At 68.6% G+C, this 16,723-nt stretch carries 19 protein-coding genes; 7 read left to right on the forward strand and 12 right to left on the reverse strand.

Going from position 1 to position 16,723, the window contains the following annotated elements; all coding sequences use genetic code 11:
• Position 1 precedes the first annotated feature (1 nt).
• Genes QQJ79_RS03560 through QQJ79_RS03575 form a run of 4 tightly spaced genes read left to right on the forward strand, consistent with a single transcriptional unit; the run spans position 2 to position 3,207 of the window.
• Positions 2–679: an SDR family NAD(P)-dependent oxidoreductase gene (locus tag QQJ79_RS03560; protein WP_284221178.1), complete on the forward strand. Its 678-nt coding sequence runs from the start codon at positions 2–4 to the stop codon at positions 677–679.
• The gene (locus QQJ79_RS03565; protein WP_284221180.1) at positions 679–1,521 is read left to right on the forward strand and encodes an HpcH/HpaI aldolase/citrate lyase family protein; all 843 of its coding nucleotides are present in this window, start codon (positions 679–681) and stop codon (positions 1,519–1,521) included. Before QQJ79_RS03560 ends, QQJ79_RS03565 begins: the two co-directional genes overlap by 1 nt.
• The gene (locus QQJ79_RS03570) at positions 1,496–2,776 is read left to right on the forward strand and encodes a beta-ketoacyl-ACP synthase III (RefSeq protein WP_284221182.1); all 1,281 of its coding nucleotides are present in this window, start codon (positions 1,496–1,498) and stop codon (positions 2,774–2,776) included. The genes QQJ79_RS03565 and QQJ79_RS03570 overlap by 26 nt, the downstream gene beginning before the upstream one ends.
• On the forward strand, positions 2,773–3,207 hold the full coding sequence (locus QQJ79_RS03575; RefSeq protein ID WP_284221183.1) for a Cif family virulence factor: 435 nt from the start codon (positions 2,773–2,775) through the stop codon (positions 3,205–3,207). The genes QQJ79_RS03570 and QQJ79_RS03575 overlap by 4 nt, the downstream gene beginning before the upstream one ends.
• On the opposite strand, the gene QQJ79_RS03580 is transcribed toward QQJ79_RS03575, so the two are convergent.
• From QQJ79_RS03580 to petA, 9 genes are all read right to left on the reverse strand, one after another.
• A complete protein-coding gene (locus tag QQJ79_RS03580; RefSeq protein WP_284221185.1) occupies positions 3,191–4,405 on the reverse strand; it encodes a M48 family metallopeptidase in 1,215 nt (404 codons plus the stop codon). The genes QQJ79_RS03575 and QQJ79_RS03580 overlap by 17 nt on opposite strands.
• A gap of 84 nt (positions 4,406–4,489) precedes the next feature.
• Complete coding sequence (locus tag QQJ79_RS03585; protein WP_284221186.1) at positions 4,490–4,918, reverse strand: thiol-disulfide oxidoreductase DCC family protein; 429 nt, start codon at positions 4,916–4,918, stop codon at positions 4,490–4,492.
• Between the two features lie 71 nt (positions 4,919–4,989).
• Positions 4,990–5,379: a RidA family protein gene (locus tag QQJ79_RS03590; RefSeq protein ID WP_284221188.1), complete on the reverse strand. Its 390-nt coding sequence runs from the start codon at positions 5,377–5,379 to the stop codon at positions 4,990–4,992.
• An 11-nt stretch (positions 5,380–5,390) separates the two neighbouring features.
• Positions 5,391–7,013, reverse strand: coding sequence for a M28 family peptidase (locus QQJ79_RS03595; RefSeq protein WP_284221193.1), 1,623 nt, complete (start codon positions 7,011–7,013; stop codon positions 5,391–5,393).
• Between the two features lie 135 nt (positions 7,014–7,148).
• Positions 7,149–8,822: a M28 family metallopeptidase gene (locus tag QQJ79_RS03600; protein ID WP_284221196.1), complete on the reverse strand. Its 1,674-nt coding sequence runs from the start codon at positions 8,820–8,822 to the stop codon at positions 7,149–7,151.
• Positions 8,823–8,907: 85 nt separating this feature from the next.
• The gene (locus QQJ79_RS03605) at positions 8,908–9,486 is read right to left on the reverse strand and encodes a DUF1579 domain-containing protein (protein ID WP_284221199.1); all 579 of its coding nucleotides are present in this window, start codon (positions 9,484–9,486) and stop codon (positions 8,908–8,910) included.
• A 118-nt stretch (positions 9,487–9,604) separates the two neighbouring features.
• A complete protein-coding gene (locus QQJ79_RS03610) occupies positions 9,605–10,477 on the reverse strand; it encodes a cytochrome c1 (protein ID WP_284221201.1) in 873 nt (290 codons plus the stop codon).
• 8 nt (positions 10,478–10,485) lie between these two features.
• Positions 10,486–11,787 carry a cytochrome b gene (locus QQJ79_RS03615; RefSeq protein ID WP_284221202.1) on the reverse strand — a complete coding sequence of 434 codons (1,302 nt, stop codon included), beginning with the start codon at positions 11,785–11,787 and terminating at the stop codon, positions 10,486–10,488.
• Between the two features lie 11 nt (positions 11,788–11,798).
• Positions 11,799–12,341 carry a ubiquinol-cytochrome c reductase iron-sulfur subunit gene (gene petA / locus QQJ79_RS03620; RefSeq protein ID WP_284221203.1) on the reverse strand — a complete coding sequence of 181 codons (543 nt, stop codon included), beginning with the start codon at positions 12,339–12,341 and terminating at the stop codon, positions 11,799–11,801.
• Positions 12,342–12,536: 195 nt separating this feature from the next.
• On the opposite strand from petA, the gene QQJ79_RS03625 reads away from it, so the two are divergent.
• A complete protein-coding gene (locus QQJ79_RS03625) occupies positions 12,537–12,974 on the forward strand; it encodes a tRNA (cytidine(34)-2'-O)-methyltransferase (protein ID WP_284221205.1) in 438 nt (145 codons plus the stop codon).
• The gene (locus QQJ79_RS03630) at positions 12,971–13,366 is read left to right on the forward strand and encodes a DUF7670 domain-containing protein (RefSeq protein ID WP_284221206.1); all 396 of its coding nucleotides are present in this window, start codon (positions 12,971–12,973) and stop codon (positions 13,364–13,366) included. Before QQJ79_RS03625 ends, QQJ79_RS03630 begins: the two co-directional genes overlap by 4 nt.
• Before the next feature lie 4 nt (positions 13,367–13,370).
• Here QQJ79_RS03630 and QQJ79_RS03635 read toward each other — a convergent pair whose 3' ends face one another.
• Positions 13,371–14,630: a dipeptidase gene (locus QQJ79_RS03635; protein ID WP_284221208.1), complete on the reverse strand. Its 1,260-nt coding sequence runs from the start codon at positions 14,628–14,630 to the stop codon at positions 13,371–13,373.
• A gap of 79 nt (positions 14,631–14,709) precedes the next feature.
• On the opposite strand from QQJ79_RS03635, the gene hemF reads away from it, so the two are divergent.
• Complete coding sequence (hemF, locus tag QQJ79_RS03640; protein ID WP_284221210.1) at positions 14,710–15,585, forward strand: oxygen-dependent coproporphyrinogen oxidase; 876 nt, start codon at positions 14,710–14,712, stop codon at positions 15,583–15,585.
• On the opposite strand, the gene QQJ79_RS03645 is transcribed toward hemF, so the two are convergent.
• On the reverse strand, positions 15,582–15,986 hold the full coding sequence (locus tag QQJ79_RS03645) for a DUF3052 domain-containing protein (protein ID WP_284221212.1): 405 nt from the start codon (positions 15,984–15,986) through the stop codon (positions 15,582–15,584). The genes hemF and QQJ79_RS03645 overlap by 4 nt on opposite strands.
• Before the next feature lie 12 nt (positions 15,987–15,998).
• On the reverse strand, positions 15,999–16,688 hold the full coding sequence (locus tag QQJ79_RS03650) for a type 1 glutamine amidotransferase (protein ID WP_284221213.1): 690 nt from the start codon (positions 16,686–16,688) through the stop codon (positions 15,999–16,001).
• Between the last annotated feature and the right edge of the window lie 35 nt (positions 16,689–16,723).

The following is a 16,723-nucleotide window of genomic DNA, read 5'->3' on the forward strand; positions in this document are numbered from 1 at the left end:
TATGTCCCAACGCGTGATCGCCGTGACCGGAGGCCATGGGGTGCTGGGCCGCGCCGTCGTCGAGGCCGCCCTGGCCGACGGGCTCAAGGTGGCGGACATCGACCATGCGACGGACCAGTCCGCGCCCGACGGCGTGCTCGAACTGGGCGGCGTCGACCTGACCGATCCCGCCTCGGCCACGAAGGCCATCGCCGCCGTGGCGGCCCATTTCGGCCGGCTGGACGCCCTGCTCAACATCGCCGGAGGGTTCGTCTGGCAGATGACGGACGACGCCGACCCCGCCTGGGCGAAGATGTTCGCCCTCAACCTGACCACGGCGCTGAACGCCAGCCGCGCCGCCCTGCCCCACCTCAAGGCGTCGCCGGAAGGCCGCATCGTCAATGTCGGGGCCAATGCGGCGCTGAAGAGCGCCGCCGGCATGGGCGCCTACGCCGCCTCCAAGGCCGGCGTCCACCGCCTGACAGAGAGCCTGGCCGAGGAGCTCAAGGACACGTCCGTGACCGTCAACGCCGTCCTCCCCTCGATCCTCGACACCGCCCAGAACCGCAAGGACATGCCCGAGGCCGATCCGGCCAAATGGGTCCGGCCCGCCGATCTGGCCCGGGTCATGCTGTTCCTCGCCTCACCGGACAGTCGCGCCGTCACCGGCGCCCTGATCCCCGTCACGGGCCGCGTCTGATGCTGCTGACCCGCTCGGTCCTCTACCTGCCGGCCAGCAATCCGCGTGCGATCGAAAAGGCGCGCGGCCTCAATGCCGACGCCGTCATCCTTGACCTCGAGGACGCCGTCGCCCCCGACGCCAAGGCCGCCGCCCGTCAGGCCGCCGTCGAGGCCCTCTCGGCCGGCGGCTTCAGCGGCCGCGTCGGCGTGCGCGTCAACGGCCTCGACACCCCCTGGGGGGCGGACGATCTGACCGCCCTCTGCGTTCACAAGCCCGATTTCGTCGTCGCCCCCAAGATCGAAAACCCCGAGGCCGTGCGCGAGGTCGCCGCCCGCCTGCCGGTCGACGTCGACCTGTGGATCATGGTCGAGACCCCGCTGGCCGTCCTCCGCCTTGACCAGATCGCCGGCGCGGGCGCGCCGCTCACGGCCCTGATGCTGGGGATCAACGATTTCGGCGAGCGGATGAACCTCGTCCTCGGTCCGGACCGCGACCCGCTCAAGCCCTGGCTGGCCGCCGTCGTCGCCGCCGCGCGCGGCCACGGCCTGCTGGCCATCGACGGCGTGGTCAACGCCACGGACGACGCCGACCGCCTCCACGCCGAATGCCTGCAGGGCCGCGCCTTCGGCTTCGACGGCAAGAGTCTGATCCATCCCGCCCAGATTGACGCCGCCAACGCCGCCTTCTCGCCGTCAGCGGAGGAGGTCACCAGGGCCCGCGAGGTCGTCGACGCCTTCGCCGACGCCGATGCGCAGGGCAAGGGCGCCATCCGGGTCGGCTACCGCATGGTCGAGCGCCTGCACCTCGACGCCGCCCACCGCCTGCTGGCGCGGCATGAGGCGGCGAGCTCACGCGGCTGACGACCCATCTCGACGGCCCCAATCGACAGGCCTATCAAAGCGTACTTCAACGCAACGGACGTCCCTCAAGCAACGAGGCGCCGCACGTCATTCCGGCGAAGGCCGGGAGCCGAGTGATAGGGACCAACACACCTTGACCCACGCCGTCATCGCCGCCACCGGCCTGTTCACCCCCGAACAGTCGATCTCCAACGCCGAGCTGGTCGCCGCCTACAATGCGTATGCGGAACGGTTCAACGCCGACCACGCCGCCGAAATCCTCGAGGGCGACGTCGCCGAACTGACCCCCTCCTCGGTCGAGTTCATCGAGAAGGCCTCGGGCATCAGGTCGCGCTTCGTCCTCGACAAGGCGGGCGTCCTCGACCCCGCCCGCATGGCCCCGAACATCCCCGAACGCCCCGACGACGCGCTGTCGGTCATGGCCGAAATGGCCGTCGCCGCCGCGCGCGAGGCCATCGCCGCCTGGGGCAAGCCGGTCTCGGAGATCGGCGCCGTCCTGTGCGCCGCCTCCAACATGCCCCGCCCCTATCCGGCCCTGTCGATCGAGGTGCAGCAGGCCCTCGGCATCGAGGGCTTCGCCTTCGACATGAACGTCGCCTGCAGTTCGGCCACCTTCGGCATCAAGACCGCCGCAGACTTCATCGCCTCGGGCTCGGTCAAGGCCGTGCTGATGGTCAATCCGGAAGTCTGTTCCGCCCACCTGAACTTCAGGGACCGCGACAGCCATTTCATCTTCGGCGACGTGGCCACCGCCGTCATCATCGAGTCCTCCGACCAGGCCGGCCCGGGCGGCTGGGACATCCTCGGCACGCGGCTCAAGACCGTCTTCTCCAACAACATCCGCAACAATTTCGGCTTCCTGAACAACGCGGCGCCCGAAGGCATCGGCCAGCCGGACAAGCTGTTCATCCAGCAGGGCCGAAAGGTCTTCAAGGACGTGGTGCCCATGGTCTCGGAGATGATCGTCGACCACGCCCGTGACCTCGGCATCGACCCCGCGACCCTCAAGCGGATGTGGCTGCATCAGGCCAATATCAACATGAACCAGTTCATCGGCCGCAAGGTGATGGGCCGCGAGCCCACGGCCGAGGAGAACGTCATCATCCTCGACGACTACGCCAACACCTCTTCGGCCGGCTCGATCATCGCCTTCCACCTGCGCCAGCAGGCCATGGCCGCGGGCGACATCGGCCTGATCTGCAGCTTCGGCGCCGGCTATTCGGCCGGGACCGTCTTCGTCAGGAAACGCGCATGAGGGTCGACCGCAGCGATATCGGCGCCGTCGTCGACGCCATGTACGCCTGTATCTCGGGCCCCGCCGGGCCGCGCGACTGGGCGACCCAGCGCGAGATCTTCCACCCCGACAGCCGTCAGGCCCGCACCGGCCTCGACGCCGACGGCCGCCCCACGATGATCGTCATGGGCCGCGAAGAGTACCAGGCCAACGTCACGCCTTTCTTTGAGGCCAACGGCTTCTTCGAGGTCGAGATCAGCCGCCGGATCACCGAGTTCGGCAACATGGCGCACGTCTGGTCGATCTACGAGGCCCGCACCGCCCCCGAGGACGCCGAGCCCGAGCGCCGCGGGATCAATTCGATCCAGCTTTGCCGGGGCCCCGACGGCCTCTGGTCCATCCTGCACATGATCTGGGACAACGAGCGTCCCGGCCTCACCGTGCCGGCATAGCCGCCGCGGGCGCTGCCGCCGGCGCATTGGCCGGATGCGTCGCCTTCCACTCCATGGCCATGCGGATGCGGTTCTCGACCGAGGGGTGGTCGTAGAACAGAATCTCCTCGATCGCCGAGGGCGACGGCGCGCGATATTCGGCCGTCTTGATCAGGGCCTTGGACAGCCCGTCCGGCTCATTCGCATGGGTCAGCGAGAACTGGTCGGCGTCCGACTCGATCACCCGGATCATCGTGTTCGTCACCGGCGTCAGCAGGAGGCCGATGACCGCGCCGATCGCGGCCAGCACGGGCAGGCCGGCCGGATCCGAGATGTCGCCGACCCGGTTCGCGCCCAGCAGCCGTTTCGCCAGGGGGAACAGCCGGTCGATCAGCCAGAAGACCAGTCCCGCCAGCACGATCAGGACGCCCGTCATCCACAGCGAGTGCATATGGACATAGTGGCCCATCTCATGGCCCACGACCCCGCGCACCTCGGCCAGATCGGCGCCCTTGGCGAACATGACGTCGCTCATCGCCACCCGCGCCGAGCCGAACAGGCCCGAGACATTGGCGGTGTAGCGGTCCGACTGTTTCGAGCCGTCATAGATGAAGATCTTGTCGTCCGGCGTGCCCGTCCGCTGGGCCAGTTCCACCACGGAGTCGCGCATCGCTCCATCCGGCGCGGGCGTATAGGTGTTGAACAGCGGCTCGATCAGGATGGGCGAGACGATCAGCATGAAGACCACGGCCACGGCCGTCAGCCCCGCGCCCCAGGCCCACCAGAGCCGCCTCGCGCGGCGGATGATGAAATAGAGGCCCACGATCAGCAGGCCCGCGAACACGGTCGAAATCGCCGTGCTCAGCGCCGCCTCGCCGAGCCAGCCGGCCAGAGGCTGTTCCGTCAGCCCGTACTGCGTCTCGCGCCACCAGCCCTGATAGATCGCCCAGGGCAGGGTCAGGACCCAGCTCATCAGCAGATAGACGACGCCCACGACCAGCGAGACCAGCTTCGGCCGCTTGCGCCGCCGCTCCATCCGGTCCCGGATGCCGCTCAGGATGCCCGTGCGGATGATGATCCAGGCCACGACGATCGAGACGACCGCGCCCCACAGCAGCAGCCAGTGGCCGCCGCGCGTATAGGCCACGGCCCGTTCCAGGTCCTCCGGCGAAATGGTCGCCAGCCAGCGAGCGGTCTCGGCCGCGGGGTCGATGCTCATGTGGTGATCCTCCCTGACGCCCGAGGATGACGCCGCAAGGCGAAGCTTGTCAGCTTAAATCCTCTTCATGCCGCCGCGGCCGCTTCACATCAGGAACCGCGACCGGTCCTCCGAGGCAGGTGTCATGCAGACGTGAGTGCGCCCGAAGATACGATAGCGGTTGCTCGCGATCAGGTCATACGCCGGGTCACGGAGCAGCCTCGGCACGGCCTTCAACAGGCCCAGCAGCCACGTGGACCGCAACTGTCGCAGGACGGTCAGCGCGGCGTCCGACTTGAAGAAGATGCGTCCGTTCCACACCACGGCGTTGGTCCGCGGCGCCTCCGGATCGATGCCGAACCGCGCCGCCAACACCCGGCCCGGCTCGGACTGGATCGCCACGAACCGGAACCGCCGCTCCGGGTCGCGGTCGATCACGAACCGGACCCAGCGGGAGCAGAAGACGCACACCCCGTCGAACAGGATCAGGCCGTCAGGCTCATCGGGGGCGGGCTGCGGCGACCAGCGGCTCATGCGCGACAGTGGGGCGGTTGGCCCGGGCAGGCAACGCGGCAATGCGCCGTTCCTCCGCCTCAGGGAAGGAATTAGGCCGCCGCCACCGCCTCGATCTCGACCAGCCAGGCCTCATCGAAGATGCCGGTGATGATCACCGTCAGCGCCGCCTGGCGGCCCGCCAGACGGCGGATACGGACCTCGCGGTTCTCCAGCGAATACGCCCGGTCCGACAGAAAGGTCGTGACCTTGACGAGGTTGTCGAGCGTCATGCCCGCCGCGGTCAGCTGGGTCTCGATATTCGACCAGACCTGTTCGCACTGGCCGGCGAAGTCCGCCGCCAGCGCGCCGTCCGGCGCCACCGGGATCTGGCCGGACAGATACAGCCAGCGGGTCGGGCCGGTCACCTCGACCGCCTGCGGATACGAGCCCTCGACCGGCGGAGAGCCGTCGCCCGTCAGGGGTCGGATGGTGGCGGTCACCGGCGCCCCCTCTACTGGCGTGCGCCGTCCGAGCGGGCGCGGACCACGGCGAACTCCGAGGTCGGCTTCCAGCCCGGCCAGTCGCCGCTGTTCGCGAGGTCCAGGCCCAGGCGATACAGCAGGGTCAGGTTCTCGACCGCCGAGGTCAGGTCCCAGTCGGCCGACCATTCGTCCGAGGCCTTGTGATAGTCGGCCGCGAATTTGGCGCGCCAGGCCCCCTCGCCGGCCTCGCGTCCGCCCTCGACCCAGTCCCAGCCGTGCCAGGGCATGATCGCCGGCACGCCCATGCGGGCGAAGGGGAAGTGGTCGGAGCGGTAGTAGAACCCTTGCTCGGGCATGCCGTCGTCCGAGACATAGCGGCCCAGCGGTTCGGCGAGGGCCTGCAATCGGTCTTCAAGATCGTTCTGGCCCTTGCCGAAAATCGGCACGTCGCGGGTCGGACCCGACAGCGGCAGCATGTCGATATTGATGTCCGCGACTGTGGTCTCCAGCGGATAGACCGGGTCGGCGGCATAGCCGTAGGCGCCCAGCAGACCCATCTCCTCGGCCGCCATATGGGCGAAGACGATCGACCGCTCCGGCCGCGGCACGGCGCTGATCTGACGCGCCATTTCCAGCACGCCGATGGTGCCCGAGGCGTTGTCCCAGGCGCCGTTCCAGATCTGGTCGCCGACCACGCCGGGATGCTGGGCCTCGCCGCCGACGTGGTCCCAGTGGGCCGAATAGATGATGGTCTCGTCCGGATGTTCGGTCCCCGGAATGCGGGCCAGCAGGTTGTGGGTGACGAGCGTCTCGATCGTCTCGGAGGCCTCGACCGACAGGGTGACGCCGTTCAGCGCCACAGCCTTGAACGTTCCGTCGCCGATGTTGGGCAGTTGGGAAATGTCGAGGCCGGCGGCCGCGGCCCAGAGCGTCGCCACGTCGTGATTGATCGCGCCCGAGAACTCCAGGTCGGCGGCGCCCGGAGTCAGGGTCCGGGTGCGCGCATTGCTGCGCACCGCGCCCTGCCACATCGGCGAGGCGGCGTCGCCCATGACCATCGTGATGACGCCCACGGCGCCGCGGCGGAAGGCCTCGTCGGCCTTGTAGGCGCCGGACTGGTAGTTGGTGGCGTACGGACCGTTGAACAGGTCGCCGTCCGGCTCGCCGCCCACCACGATCACGACCTTGCCCCGCACGTCGAGGTCGCCGTAGTCGTCCCAGTTCCGCTCGGGGGCGTAGATGCCATGGCCCGCGAACACGAGCTCCGCATTCCCGATCGAGGCGCGGCCGTCATTGGTGACGGCGCGCACGGTGATGTCGGTTCCGACCGTCAAGGGGTGCGCGACGCCGTCCGGCCCGGTCCAGGCGGCGGTCGCGCCGGCCACGGGCGAATAGCGATTCAGCGCGACGGGCTGCAGCCACTGGCCGTCCGGCCCGCCGGGCTCCAGCCCCATGGCCTCATACTGGGCCTGCAGCCAGGCCAGCACCATGCGCTCGCCCTCGGTTCCCGGATAGCGGCCCTGGAATTCATCGGCGCTGATGGTGCGGATATCGGCGCTGATCCGCGCGGCGGAGAAGTCCTGGGCCGAGGCCATGCCGGCGGCCAGCAGCACGGCGGCGATGGCGACGCCGCCCATCATCTTGCGAAACATATGGGAGGCTCCATCCCCGGATTGACGGCCCGCATTCTAGGGGGGCCGGCCGGGCGGCGTCCGTTAAGTTTTGGTCATGTCAGACCAGGCGCGACCACCCTCCCCCGGCGGGGGAGGGAAAGGGCCGTCGCAGCCCTACCGCCGCTGACTGGCGCTCGGCGCGCGCGCCGGACCGAACTCGGAACCCGGCATCCATTCCGGCCAGTCGCGGCTGTTGGCCAGATCGCGGCCGATGTTGAAGATCAGCTCCAGGTCCTCGGCCTGGCCGCGCAGATCCCAGTCGGGCGACCATTCATCGTCGGCCTGGTGATAGCGGCGGGCGCTGTATTCAGAACGGGACGCTTCGCGGGCGGCGATCGGCTCGTCGCGGAAGGCTCCGCCGCCGTCGACATAGGCCATCGGCACGCCGCGCTTGGCGAGCGGGAAATGGTCCGAACGGAAATAGCTGCCCGAGGCGGGGTTGCCGTCCGGCTTGGCCGTGCGCCCCTGCCGGATCGCCTCGGCGGTGACACGGGCGTCGAGGTTCGACTGGCCCGAGCCGATGATGTCCACGTCGGCGACCCGGCCATAGACGTTCATGGCGTCGATGTTGAAGCCGGCCACCGTCGTCTCCAGCGGATAGACCGGATTGGCGGCGTAGAATTCCGAACCCAGCAGGCCGCTCTCTTCCGCCGTGAAGCTGATCATGACGATCGAGCGTTCCGGACGCGGGGCGGCGCCCCAGACGCGGGCCAGCTCCAGCAGGCCGGCGGTGCCGGTGGCGTTGTCGACCGCGCCGTTGAAGATGGCGTCGCCGTTGGCGTCAGGCTCGCCGACGCCGATGTGATCCCAGTGGGCGGTGTAGAGGATGGTCTCGTCCGGATGCGTGCGTCCCGGCAGTCGGGCGATCACATTTCGGGTCGTGACCCGGGTGGTGGCGACGTCGAACATCCCGCTGAAGCTGGCGCCGGGCAGTTCAACCGGACGGAAGTCGCGGCTGCGCGCGGCGATCTTCAGGGCCTCGAAGTCCTGGCCTGAACGCCGGAACAGGTCGACGGCCACGTCGCGCTGGATCCAGGCCTCCATCGCCACCCGCTCGGCGGCGGCGTTGGCGCGGACGATGTCGAACTGCGGCGTCGACCAGCTGTTCTGGACCGTGGCCCAGCCATAGGAGGCCGGGGCGGTCTCGTGCACCACGATGACCCCGGCGGCGCCCTGGCGGGCCGCCTCTTCATACTTGTAGGTCCAGCGGCCGTAGTAGGTCATGGCCCGGCCGTTGAAGGTGTTCAGCTCGGGTTGCTCGAAGTCGGGGTCGTTGACCAGTACGACGATGATCTTGCCGCGCACGTCGACGCCCTTGAAGTCGTCCCAGTTCCGTTCGGGCGCCTTGATGCCGTAGCCGACAAAGACCAGCGGCGTGTCGGTCAGCATGACGTGGTCGCCCGGGAGGCGGGTCGAGACGGTGATCTGCTGGCCCTGCGCCAACGGAATGGTCTCGCCCCCGACTTCCAGCTGCATTCCCCGGAAATTGGAGGCGGTGAAGCGGTTCAGGACCACGTCCTGGGTCCAGGACCCGTTCCGGCCGCCGGGCTGGAACCCTGCGGCCGCGTACTGCTCGCTCAGATAGCGGACGGTCATGTCCTCGGCCGGGGTGGCGATGCCCCGCCCCTGGAAGCTGTCGTCGGCCAGAACCCGCACATGCTCGGACAGCCGTGCGGTGTCGAAGGTTGCGGCGGGGGTGTCGGGTGCGGACGCCCCGGCCCCCATCATCGCGCAGCCGGAAATCAGGGCGCCGGCGGCAAGCACGGCGGCGGTCGGAAACAGACGCATGAACGGAAACATCCTCAGCCGAAATCAGTGGCCGGGACGTTAGGGCGCCGTCCGCCGGGTGTCGATGCGTCGGACCTGTCCGAACTCAGGGCGCCGGATCGACCGCCCCGCCCGCCGGCCAGTCGGTGTCGCCGATCCGGGTCAGCCGCATCTCGATCATCCGGCGCGGCGGCTGGCCCTCGGCGACCCAGGTCCCGACCTCATGCCAGGTTCCGTCGCGCACCACGGCCACATATTCGATCTTCGCCCCCGGGCCCGCCGGCGTCTCCCAGCGGAAGCCGTCCCCGGTCACCTCGAACGGATAGTCGCCCGAAAATCCCTGGGCGTAGGACCGGAAGCCGTAGCGTCCCGCGCGCGCGTCCCAGGACACCGTGGCCATGGCGTTGAACCGGGTCGAACCGTCGGCGGCGTAGCCGCGTCCCTCGATGACCTTGATCGAACCGCCCAGCATCGACCCGACCCGTTCCGTCTGGGTCAGGGTCGTGGTTCCGTCGGGCCCGTGGATGATGGCCTCGCCCCGCCATTCGCCGTCCAGCATGTCGAGGCGGTGCATCGCCGCGCGCTGGGCCTCCGTGCCGTTCGGCGAGGCGGGCGCCTGGGCCTGAACCGCCGCCGGGGCGGCCAGAAGGACGGCGGCGAGCGCCAGGCAGGCAAACGGCTTCATCGTCGGGTCTCCCTTTGACTTTGTCTTGTAAAGTACTTTTTTGGCTGAGGCAAGACCCACGAAAAACCCGCCGACGCGGGGCGCCGGCGGGTCCTTTCGGTGTCGATGTCGGGGAACCCTAGTGGGCCACGCCCTTCCAGATCCGGCGGTAGCTCAGATAGGTGATGCCCGCGAAGATGAAGAGGAAGATCAGCACGCCCACGCCGGTCTGTTTGCGCTGGACCTGACGGGGGTCCGAGGCCCAGGCGATATAGGCGGCCACGTCCTTGGCCATCTGGTCGACCGAGGCGACGGTGTCGTCGTCATAGGTCACCTGACCGGCGGTCAGCGGCGCCGGCATGGCGATGAAGCCGCCCGGGGGAACGTGCGCGCCTTCGGGCATGAAGGGCGTCAGGTCGCCGGCCATATACATATTGTAGTGCTGGCCGGGCCGGATCTGCAGGCCCTGCGGCACGGCCGCATAGCCGGTCAGCAGCGAATAGATGTAGTTGGCGCCGCCGTGACGGGCCTTGGCCATCACCGACAGGTCGGGCGGGGCCGCCCCGCCGTTCGCAGCGGCCGCGGCCGTGGCGTTCGGATAGGGGTTGGGGAAGCGGTCGGCGGCGGTGCCGTCGCGCATCACCGGCTCGCCGGTCTCGGTGTCGATGTCCGCGATCTGGACCTCTTTCGCCAGCGCCTTGACCCAGCGGTTCTCGGCCGGGCTCGCCTGGTGCGAGTCGAAGAACGGCCCGCCCGGCTCGGCCAGGGTGCGGAAATGCATCAGGTCCATGCTGTGGCACGAGGCGCAGACCTCGCGATAGACCTTGTAGCCGCGCTGCAGCTGGTTCCGGTCGAAGCTGCCGAACGGCCCTTCGAAGCTGAAGCCGCCGTTGCGCAGGGCGTGGGCCTCGCCGGCGGCCAGCGCGGGCTGGGCCGCGAAGGTCAGGCCGGCGGCGGCGGCGATCAGGACCAGGGTCTTCTTCATGGCGCGGATATTCGTCTGGAGGGTCATGGTCCCGCTCAGCCCTTCATCTCGGCGTCGCCGCCCGACAGGACCGGCTCGGAGATCGTCGCCGGGATCGTCCGGGGCGTCTCGCGCAGGCCCACCAGGGGCATGATGATGAGGAAGAAGGCGAAATAGTAGGCCGTCGCGAACCGGGTCAGCCACAGATAGCTGTTCAGGTCCCCGTCGATCAGGGTGAAGGTCTTGAAGGTCCCGATCACCGGCGCGTCGGGCAGTTGAGCCCCGCACCAGCCGAGGATCAGACCCACGATCACGAAGAGGATGAAGAAGGTCCGCATCGTCGGCCGGTAGCGCATCGAGCGCACCTTGGACGTATCCAGCCACGGCAGGACGAACAGCACGCCGATGGCGCCGAACATCGCCATCACGCCGCCGAACTTGTCGGGGATGGCGCGAAGGATCGCGTAGAAGGGCAGCATGTACCACTCGGGCACGATGTGCGCCGGCGTCACCAGCGGATTGGCCGGAATATAGTTGTCGGCGTGGCCCAGGGCGTTCGGCATGAAGAAGACGAACAGGGCGAACAGCATCAGGAACAGGATGATGGCGAACCCGTCCTTGACCGTGAAATACGGGTGGAACGGCACCGTGTCCTTGGCCTGGCGGTCCTTCGGAATCAGGATGCCCACCGGGTTGTTCTGACCCGCCGCGTGCAGGGCCCACAGGTGCAGCACCACGCAGCCGGCGATGACGAACGGCAGCAGATAGTGCAGCGAGAAGAAGCGGTTCAGGGTGGCGTTGTCGATCGCCGGGCCGCCACGCAGCCAAATCAGGACCGGCTCGCCGACGACCGGGATGGCTCCGATCAGATTGGTGATCACCTCGGCGCCCCAGTAGGACATCTGGCCCCACGGCAGGACGTAGCCGAGGAAGGCTGTGGCGATCATCAGGAAGAAGATCAGGCAGCCGACGATCCAGATCATCTCGCGCGGCGCCTTGTACGAGCCGTAGTAGAGGCCGCGCAGCATGTGCAGATAGACCGCGATGAAGAACATCGAGGCCCCGTTGGCGTGGGTGTAGCGGATCAGGTCGCCGCCGTTGACGTCGCGCATGATGCGCTCGACCGAGGCGAAGGCCATTTCGGTGTTGGGCACATAGTGCATGGCCAGGATCACGCCGGTGGCGATCTGGATCACCAGGCAGAGGGCCAGGATGCCGCCGAAGGTCCACCAGTAGTTGAGGTTCCTCGGGGTCGGCAGCGACATATAGTCAGCGCCGAAGCGGATGATGGGCAGACGGGTGTCGAGCCATTTCTCGATGCCGGTCTTCGGGACGTAGGTGGATTCGTGATCGCTCATCGGTCTCGCCCTCAGCCGATCTTGATGCGGGTGTCGGAGAGGTAGGCGTACTCCGGCACGACGAGGTTGGCGGGCGCCGGGCCCTTACGGATGCGGCCCGAGGTGTCGTAGTGCGAGCCGTGGCAGGGGCAGAACCAGCCGCCGAAGTCGCCCGTGCCGAAGGTCGGGATACAGCCCAGGTGGGTGCAGTTGCCCAGCACGACCAGATATTGCGAGTGGCCCTCCTTGACGCGGTCGGCGTCAGCCTCAGGGTCCTTCAGCGCCGACAGCGGCGTGGAGACGGCCTCCTGCAGCTCGCGGGCGGTGCGATAACGCACGAACACCGGCTTGCCCTGCCACTTGATGACGATCTGCTGGCCTTCCTGGACCTTGGTCATATCGAATTCGATCGACGCCAGCGCCAGGGTGTCGGCGGCCGGGTTCATCGAATTGATCAGGGGCCAGGCCAGCATGGCCCCGGCCCCCACGGCGGCAGCGCCGGCCGCGATATGGATGAAGTCCCGACGGGTGGCGTCGCCGCCCTCACCGTTCTCAGTCACGACCGATTCGGCCACGTCTTACTCCTCGTACGCCGCAGTCCGGGGCCGTCTGGGCCCGGTCGATCGCGGCATGGATGCTTTAGCGCCTTCCCGGCAATCTGACCCGGCCCGGCATTGCGGCTCATCGCCGCAAACTGCGCCGCCTCTTTGAGAAACAGTCGCATTTCGAGCCGCGACAAGCCCCCGGGCCACGCGTAAGAGGGCCTTAGAATGCGTCTCGCTCTTTTTCAACCGGCCATTCCCCAGAACGTCGGCGCCTGCATCCGTTTGAGCGCCTGTTTCGGGGTGGAATTGCACATCATCGAACCCGCGGGCTTCCGGTTCGACGACCGGGCGATGAAGCGCGCCGCCCTGGACTACGGCCCCCTCGGCCATATGACGCGGCACCCTGACTGGAACGCCTTCCAGCGCGACCGCGTACCCGGCCGGCTCATCCTGTTCACGACGAAGGGCGCGACGCCGCTGAACGAATTCGTCTTCCAGCCCGACGACATCCTGCTGTTCGGCAGCGAACCCTCCGGCGCGCCGGACTTCGTGCACGACGCCGCCGACGCCCGCGTGGTGATTCCCATCCAGCCCGAGGCCCGGTCGCTGAACCTGTCGGTTTCAGCGGGAATCGCCCTGTGGGAGGGGTTGCGCGGGAATTGACGCCGCTCAAGGCGCCCCTGCTCGCCCCGCCCCACAGATATGCGATGCAGCGCACCCTGATCTTCGCCGCCCGGGTGATCGCCCTTCTCGGCATCGGCTTCATCTCGATGTTCGCCCTGGACGTCCTCAGTATGGAGGCCCCGCTGGCCCCTCGGCTCGCCGGCTTTCTGGTTCACCTGATCCCCAGCTTCGTGCTCGCGGGGCTGCTGGTGGTCGCATGGAGATGGCCGGGCGTCGGCGGCGCGCTGTTCCTGATCGCCGGCCTGTCGCCGCTGCTGCTGCTCGACAACCCCTTGTGGACCAATCTGATTCTGGGCGGCCCCTTCCTGCTGGCGGGGGCGGGATTTCTCGCCGGCCGATCCGGCGGGGCGACGAGCCCCGAACCCGGGTGACGGCTCAGCCCGCGGGCGCGTTCACCGCCAGCCCCGGCCGCTCCCCCCGCTTGCCCGCCGCCACGGATTCGACCGCCCGCATGACCCGCAGCACATTCTCGCCCGCCAGTTTGCGGATGTCCGATTCGCTCCAACCGTTCGCCATCAGGGCGGCCAGCAGACGGGGATAGGCGTCCACCCCCTCCAGCCCGACCGGCAGGGAGTCGACGCCGTCATAGTCGCCGCCCAGGCCGACATGGTCGATCCCGGCCGTATCGCGGATGTGCTGGATGTGGGCGACGACGTCGGCGATGGTGGCGACCGGCTCCGGATGGGCCGCGGCCCAGGCCACGAGGCCCGCCGTCACCGCCGCCGGATCGCCGGGGTTCAGCGACTTGAGCCGCGCGTCCTCGGCCGACCGGGCGCTGTTCCATGTCCGCACGGTCTCGGAGACAAAGCCGGGCACGAAGGTGACCATCACCACCCCGCCGTCCTCGGCCATCAGCCGCAGCACGCTGTCGGGCACATTGCGCGGATGGGCGGTCACCGCCCGGGCCGAGGAGTGGGAAAAGATCACCGGCGCGTCCGACACCCGCATGGCGTCCAGCATGGTCTCTTCCGAGACGTGGCTCAGGTCGACCATCATCCCCAGCCGGTTCATCTCGCGGACCACGTCCTCGCCGAAGGGCGACAACCCGCCCCATTTCGGCGCGTCGGTGGCGCTGTCGGCCCAGGTCGTGGTGCGCGAATGGGTCAGGGTGATGTAGCGGGCGCCGGAATCGTGGAATTCGCGCAGCAGGCCGAGGGAATCGTCGATCGAATAGCCGCCCTCCATGCCGATCAGGCTGGCGATCCGGCCGCGGCGATGGATGCGCTGGATGTCATCGGCGGTGGTCGCCAGCTCGAACACGTCCGGATAGGCGGCGACCAGCCGCTTGACCGTGTCGATCTGTTCGAAGGTCGCCACGGCCGCATCAGGCGGGGCCAGGGTGGCGGGCACATAGACCGACCAGAACTGGCCGCCCATGCCGCCGGCGCGCAGCCGCGGAATGTCGGTGTGCAGCAGCGTCGAGGCGTCGAGGTTCGTCGTCAGGTCCACCGCATGGGGATCATTGCCGTGGTTCTGGCGCAGGGCCCAGGGCAGGTCGTTGTGCCCGTCGATCAGCGGCGTCCGCTCCAGGATTCTCCGCGCCCGCGCCTCGCTCGCCGCATCGGCGGACTGCGCCATGACGGGCCCGGACATCAGCACGGCGGCGACGGTGGTCAGAAGGACGGTGCGGATCATGGCGGGCTCCCGGGATGTGACGGCGGACAGTGGCAGACGGGGGTGGTGCGTCAACGGCCGGACGGACTACAGGAAGCGAATGACCCCCGCCGACCTCACCCCCGATCAAAAGAAGACCGAAGCCCGCGCCTGGTTCGAGACCCTGCGCGACCGCATCCACGCCGGTTTCGAGGCGCTGGAGGACGCCGCCCCCGCCGACCTGTTTCCCGGCGAACCCGGCCGGTTCGTGCGCACCCCCTGGGAGCGGCCGGAGGGGGGCGGCGGCGTCATGGGGATGATGCACGGCCGGTTGTTCGAAAAGGTCGGCGTCCATGTCTCGACCGTGCACGGGACCTTCCCCGCCGACTATGCGAAGAATGTGCCCGGCGCGGCCGAGGACCCGCGCTTCTTCGCCACCGGCATCAGCCTGATCGCCCATCCGGTCAGCCCGCGCGTGCCGGCGGTGCATATGAACACCCGCTTCATCGCCACGACCAAATGCTGGTTCGGCGGCGGCGGCGATCTGACGCCCGTCCTCGACGTCGACCGGCGGCAGGATCACCCCGACACCCTCGCCTTCCACGCCGCCATGAAGGCCGCCTGCGACGCCCACGACCCGGCGTGGCATGCGAAGTTCAAGGCCTGGTGCGACGAGTATTTCTTCCTGCCCCACCGCAATGAGCCGCGCGGCACGGGCGGCATCTTCTACGATCACCACGACAGCGGCGACTGGAGCCGCGACTTCGCCTTCACCCGCGACGTCGGCGTGAATTTCCTCGACGCCTATTCAGCCATCGTGCGCGGACGGATGGGCGAGCCCTGGACGGCGGAGGAGCGCGAGGAACAGCTGGTCCGGCGCGGCCGCTATGTCGAGTTCAACCTGCTCTACGACCGCGGCACCATGTTCGGCCTCAAGACCGGCGGCAATGTCGAGTCCATCCTCAGCTCGATGCCGCCTGTGGTGAAGTGGCCCTAGGCCTTGCGCCTCAGGAATTTCAGGCCCGACCAGTCGGTGCTGACGGCGCAGACCTTCACATCGACCCAGCCCGTCGGGAGAAGGATCTCGCGCAGGCCGTCCTCGGTCAGGTCGCGAAACAGGGGCGAGCTCTTCCTGGGCCACGACACCCACAGCATCCCGCCCGGCCTGACCGCCGCGAGGGCCGGCGCGGCGCCACGCTCCAGTTCGGCACGGTCGCGGACGAACAGGTGGACGAGGTCGGCCTGGGCGGCGTCGGCGTCAACCACCGCACCGAGGGGCAACGGCTCGATCCAGTCGCTATAGGCCCCCGGCGCCGCAATCGGCTTCAGAATCCGGGATTCCTTCAAGCCCAGTTTCTGGATCAGCGGCTTGCCGGAATAGCCGACGGGTCCGGACATGAGGCGGGGTCCTCAGGCCGACAGGAAGTGGCGGATCCACAGGCCGACCGTGGCCCGATCATCCGCCGCCTTCAGGCTGTCCACCGCCCGCTCGACCAGCGCCGGATCAATCCGGTCGTGGCGGCCCGCCGTGAGCGCGGTCGCAAAGGCCGGGGTGAACTCCGGATGGGGCTGCATCGAGATGGCGTCCTCGTCCCAGGCCAGTCCGGCGAACGGCGTGAAGTCGCTGCGCAACAGCACGCGGGCCTCGGCCGGCGCCTCGACCACCTGATCCTGATGCGAGGCGGGGATGGCGACAGTCGCCGCGGCCGGAGCCATCCACGGCTCGGGCGAGACGACCTGATAGCGGTGCAGGCCCACGCCCCAGCCCCGGCTCGACTTCTCGACCCGCCCGCCAAGGGCCTGGGCCATGGCCTGATGGCCGAAACAGACGCCGACCAGTCTCGTCCGGCCCCGGGCCGAGCGGATCCAGTCCAGCAGTTCGGCGATCCAGCCGTCGGTCTCATAGACCCCCGCCGACGAACCGGTGATGATCGCCGCGTCAAAGGCCTCCAGGTCCGGCCATTCCCCGGCCTGTACATCGAAGGTCCGGAAGTCGAACCCCTCGCCCAGCAGGTCGCGGAACATCGCCGGATAGTCGCCATGCGCGGCGGCCAGCGCCGCCGGCGGCGCGCCGGTCTCCAGAATCGCGATGCGGGTCATTCAGGACTCCTCGATCCGACCGAAATAGGCGTTCG

It is taken from the genome of Brevundimonas denitrificans (genome assembly GCF_030160755.1).
GTDB classification, from domain to species: domain Bacteria; phylum Pseudomonadota; class Alphaproteobacteria; order Caulobacterales; family Caulobacteraceae; genus Brevundimonas; species Brevundimonas denitrificans.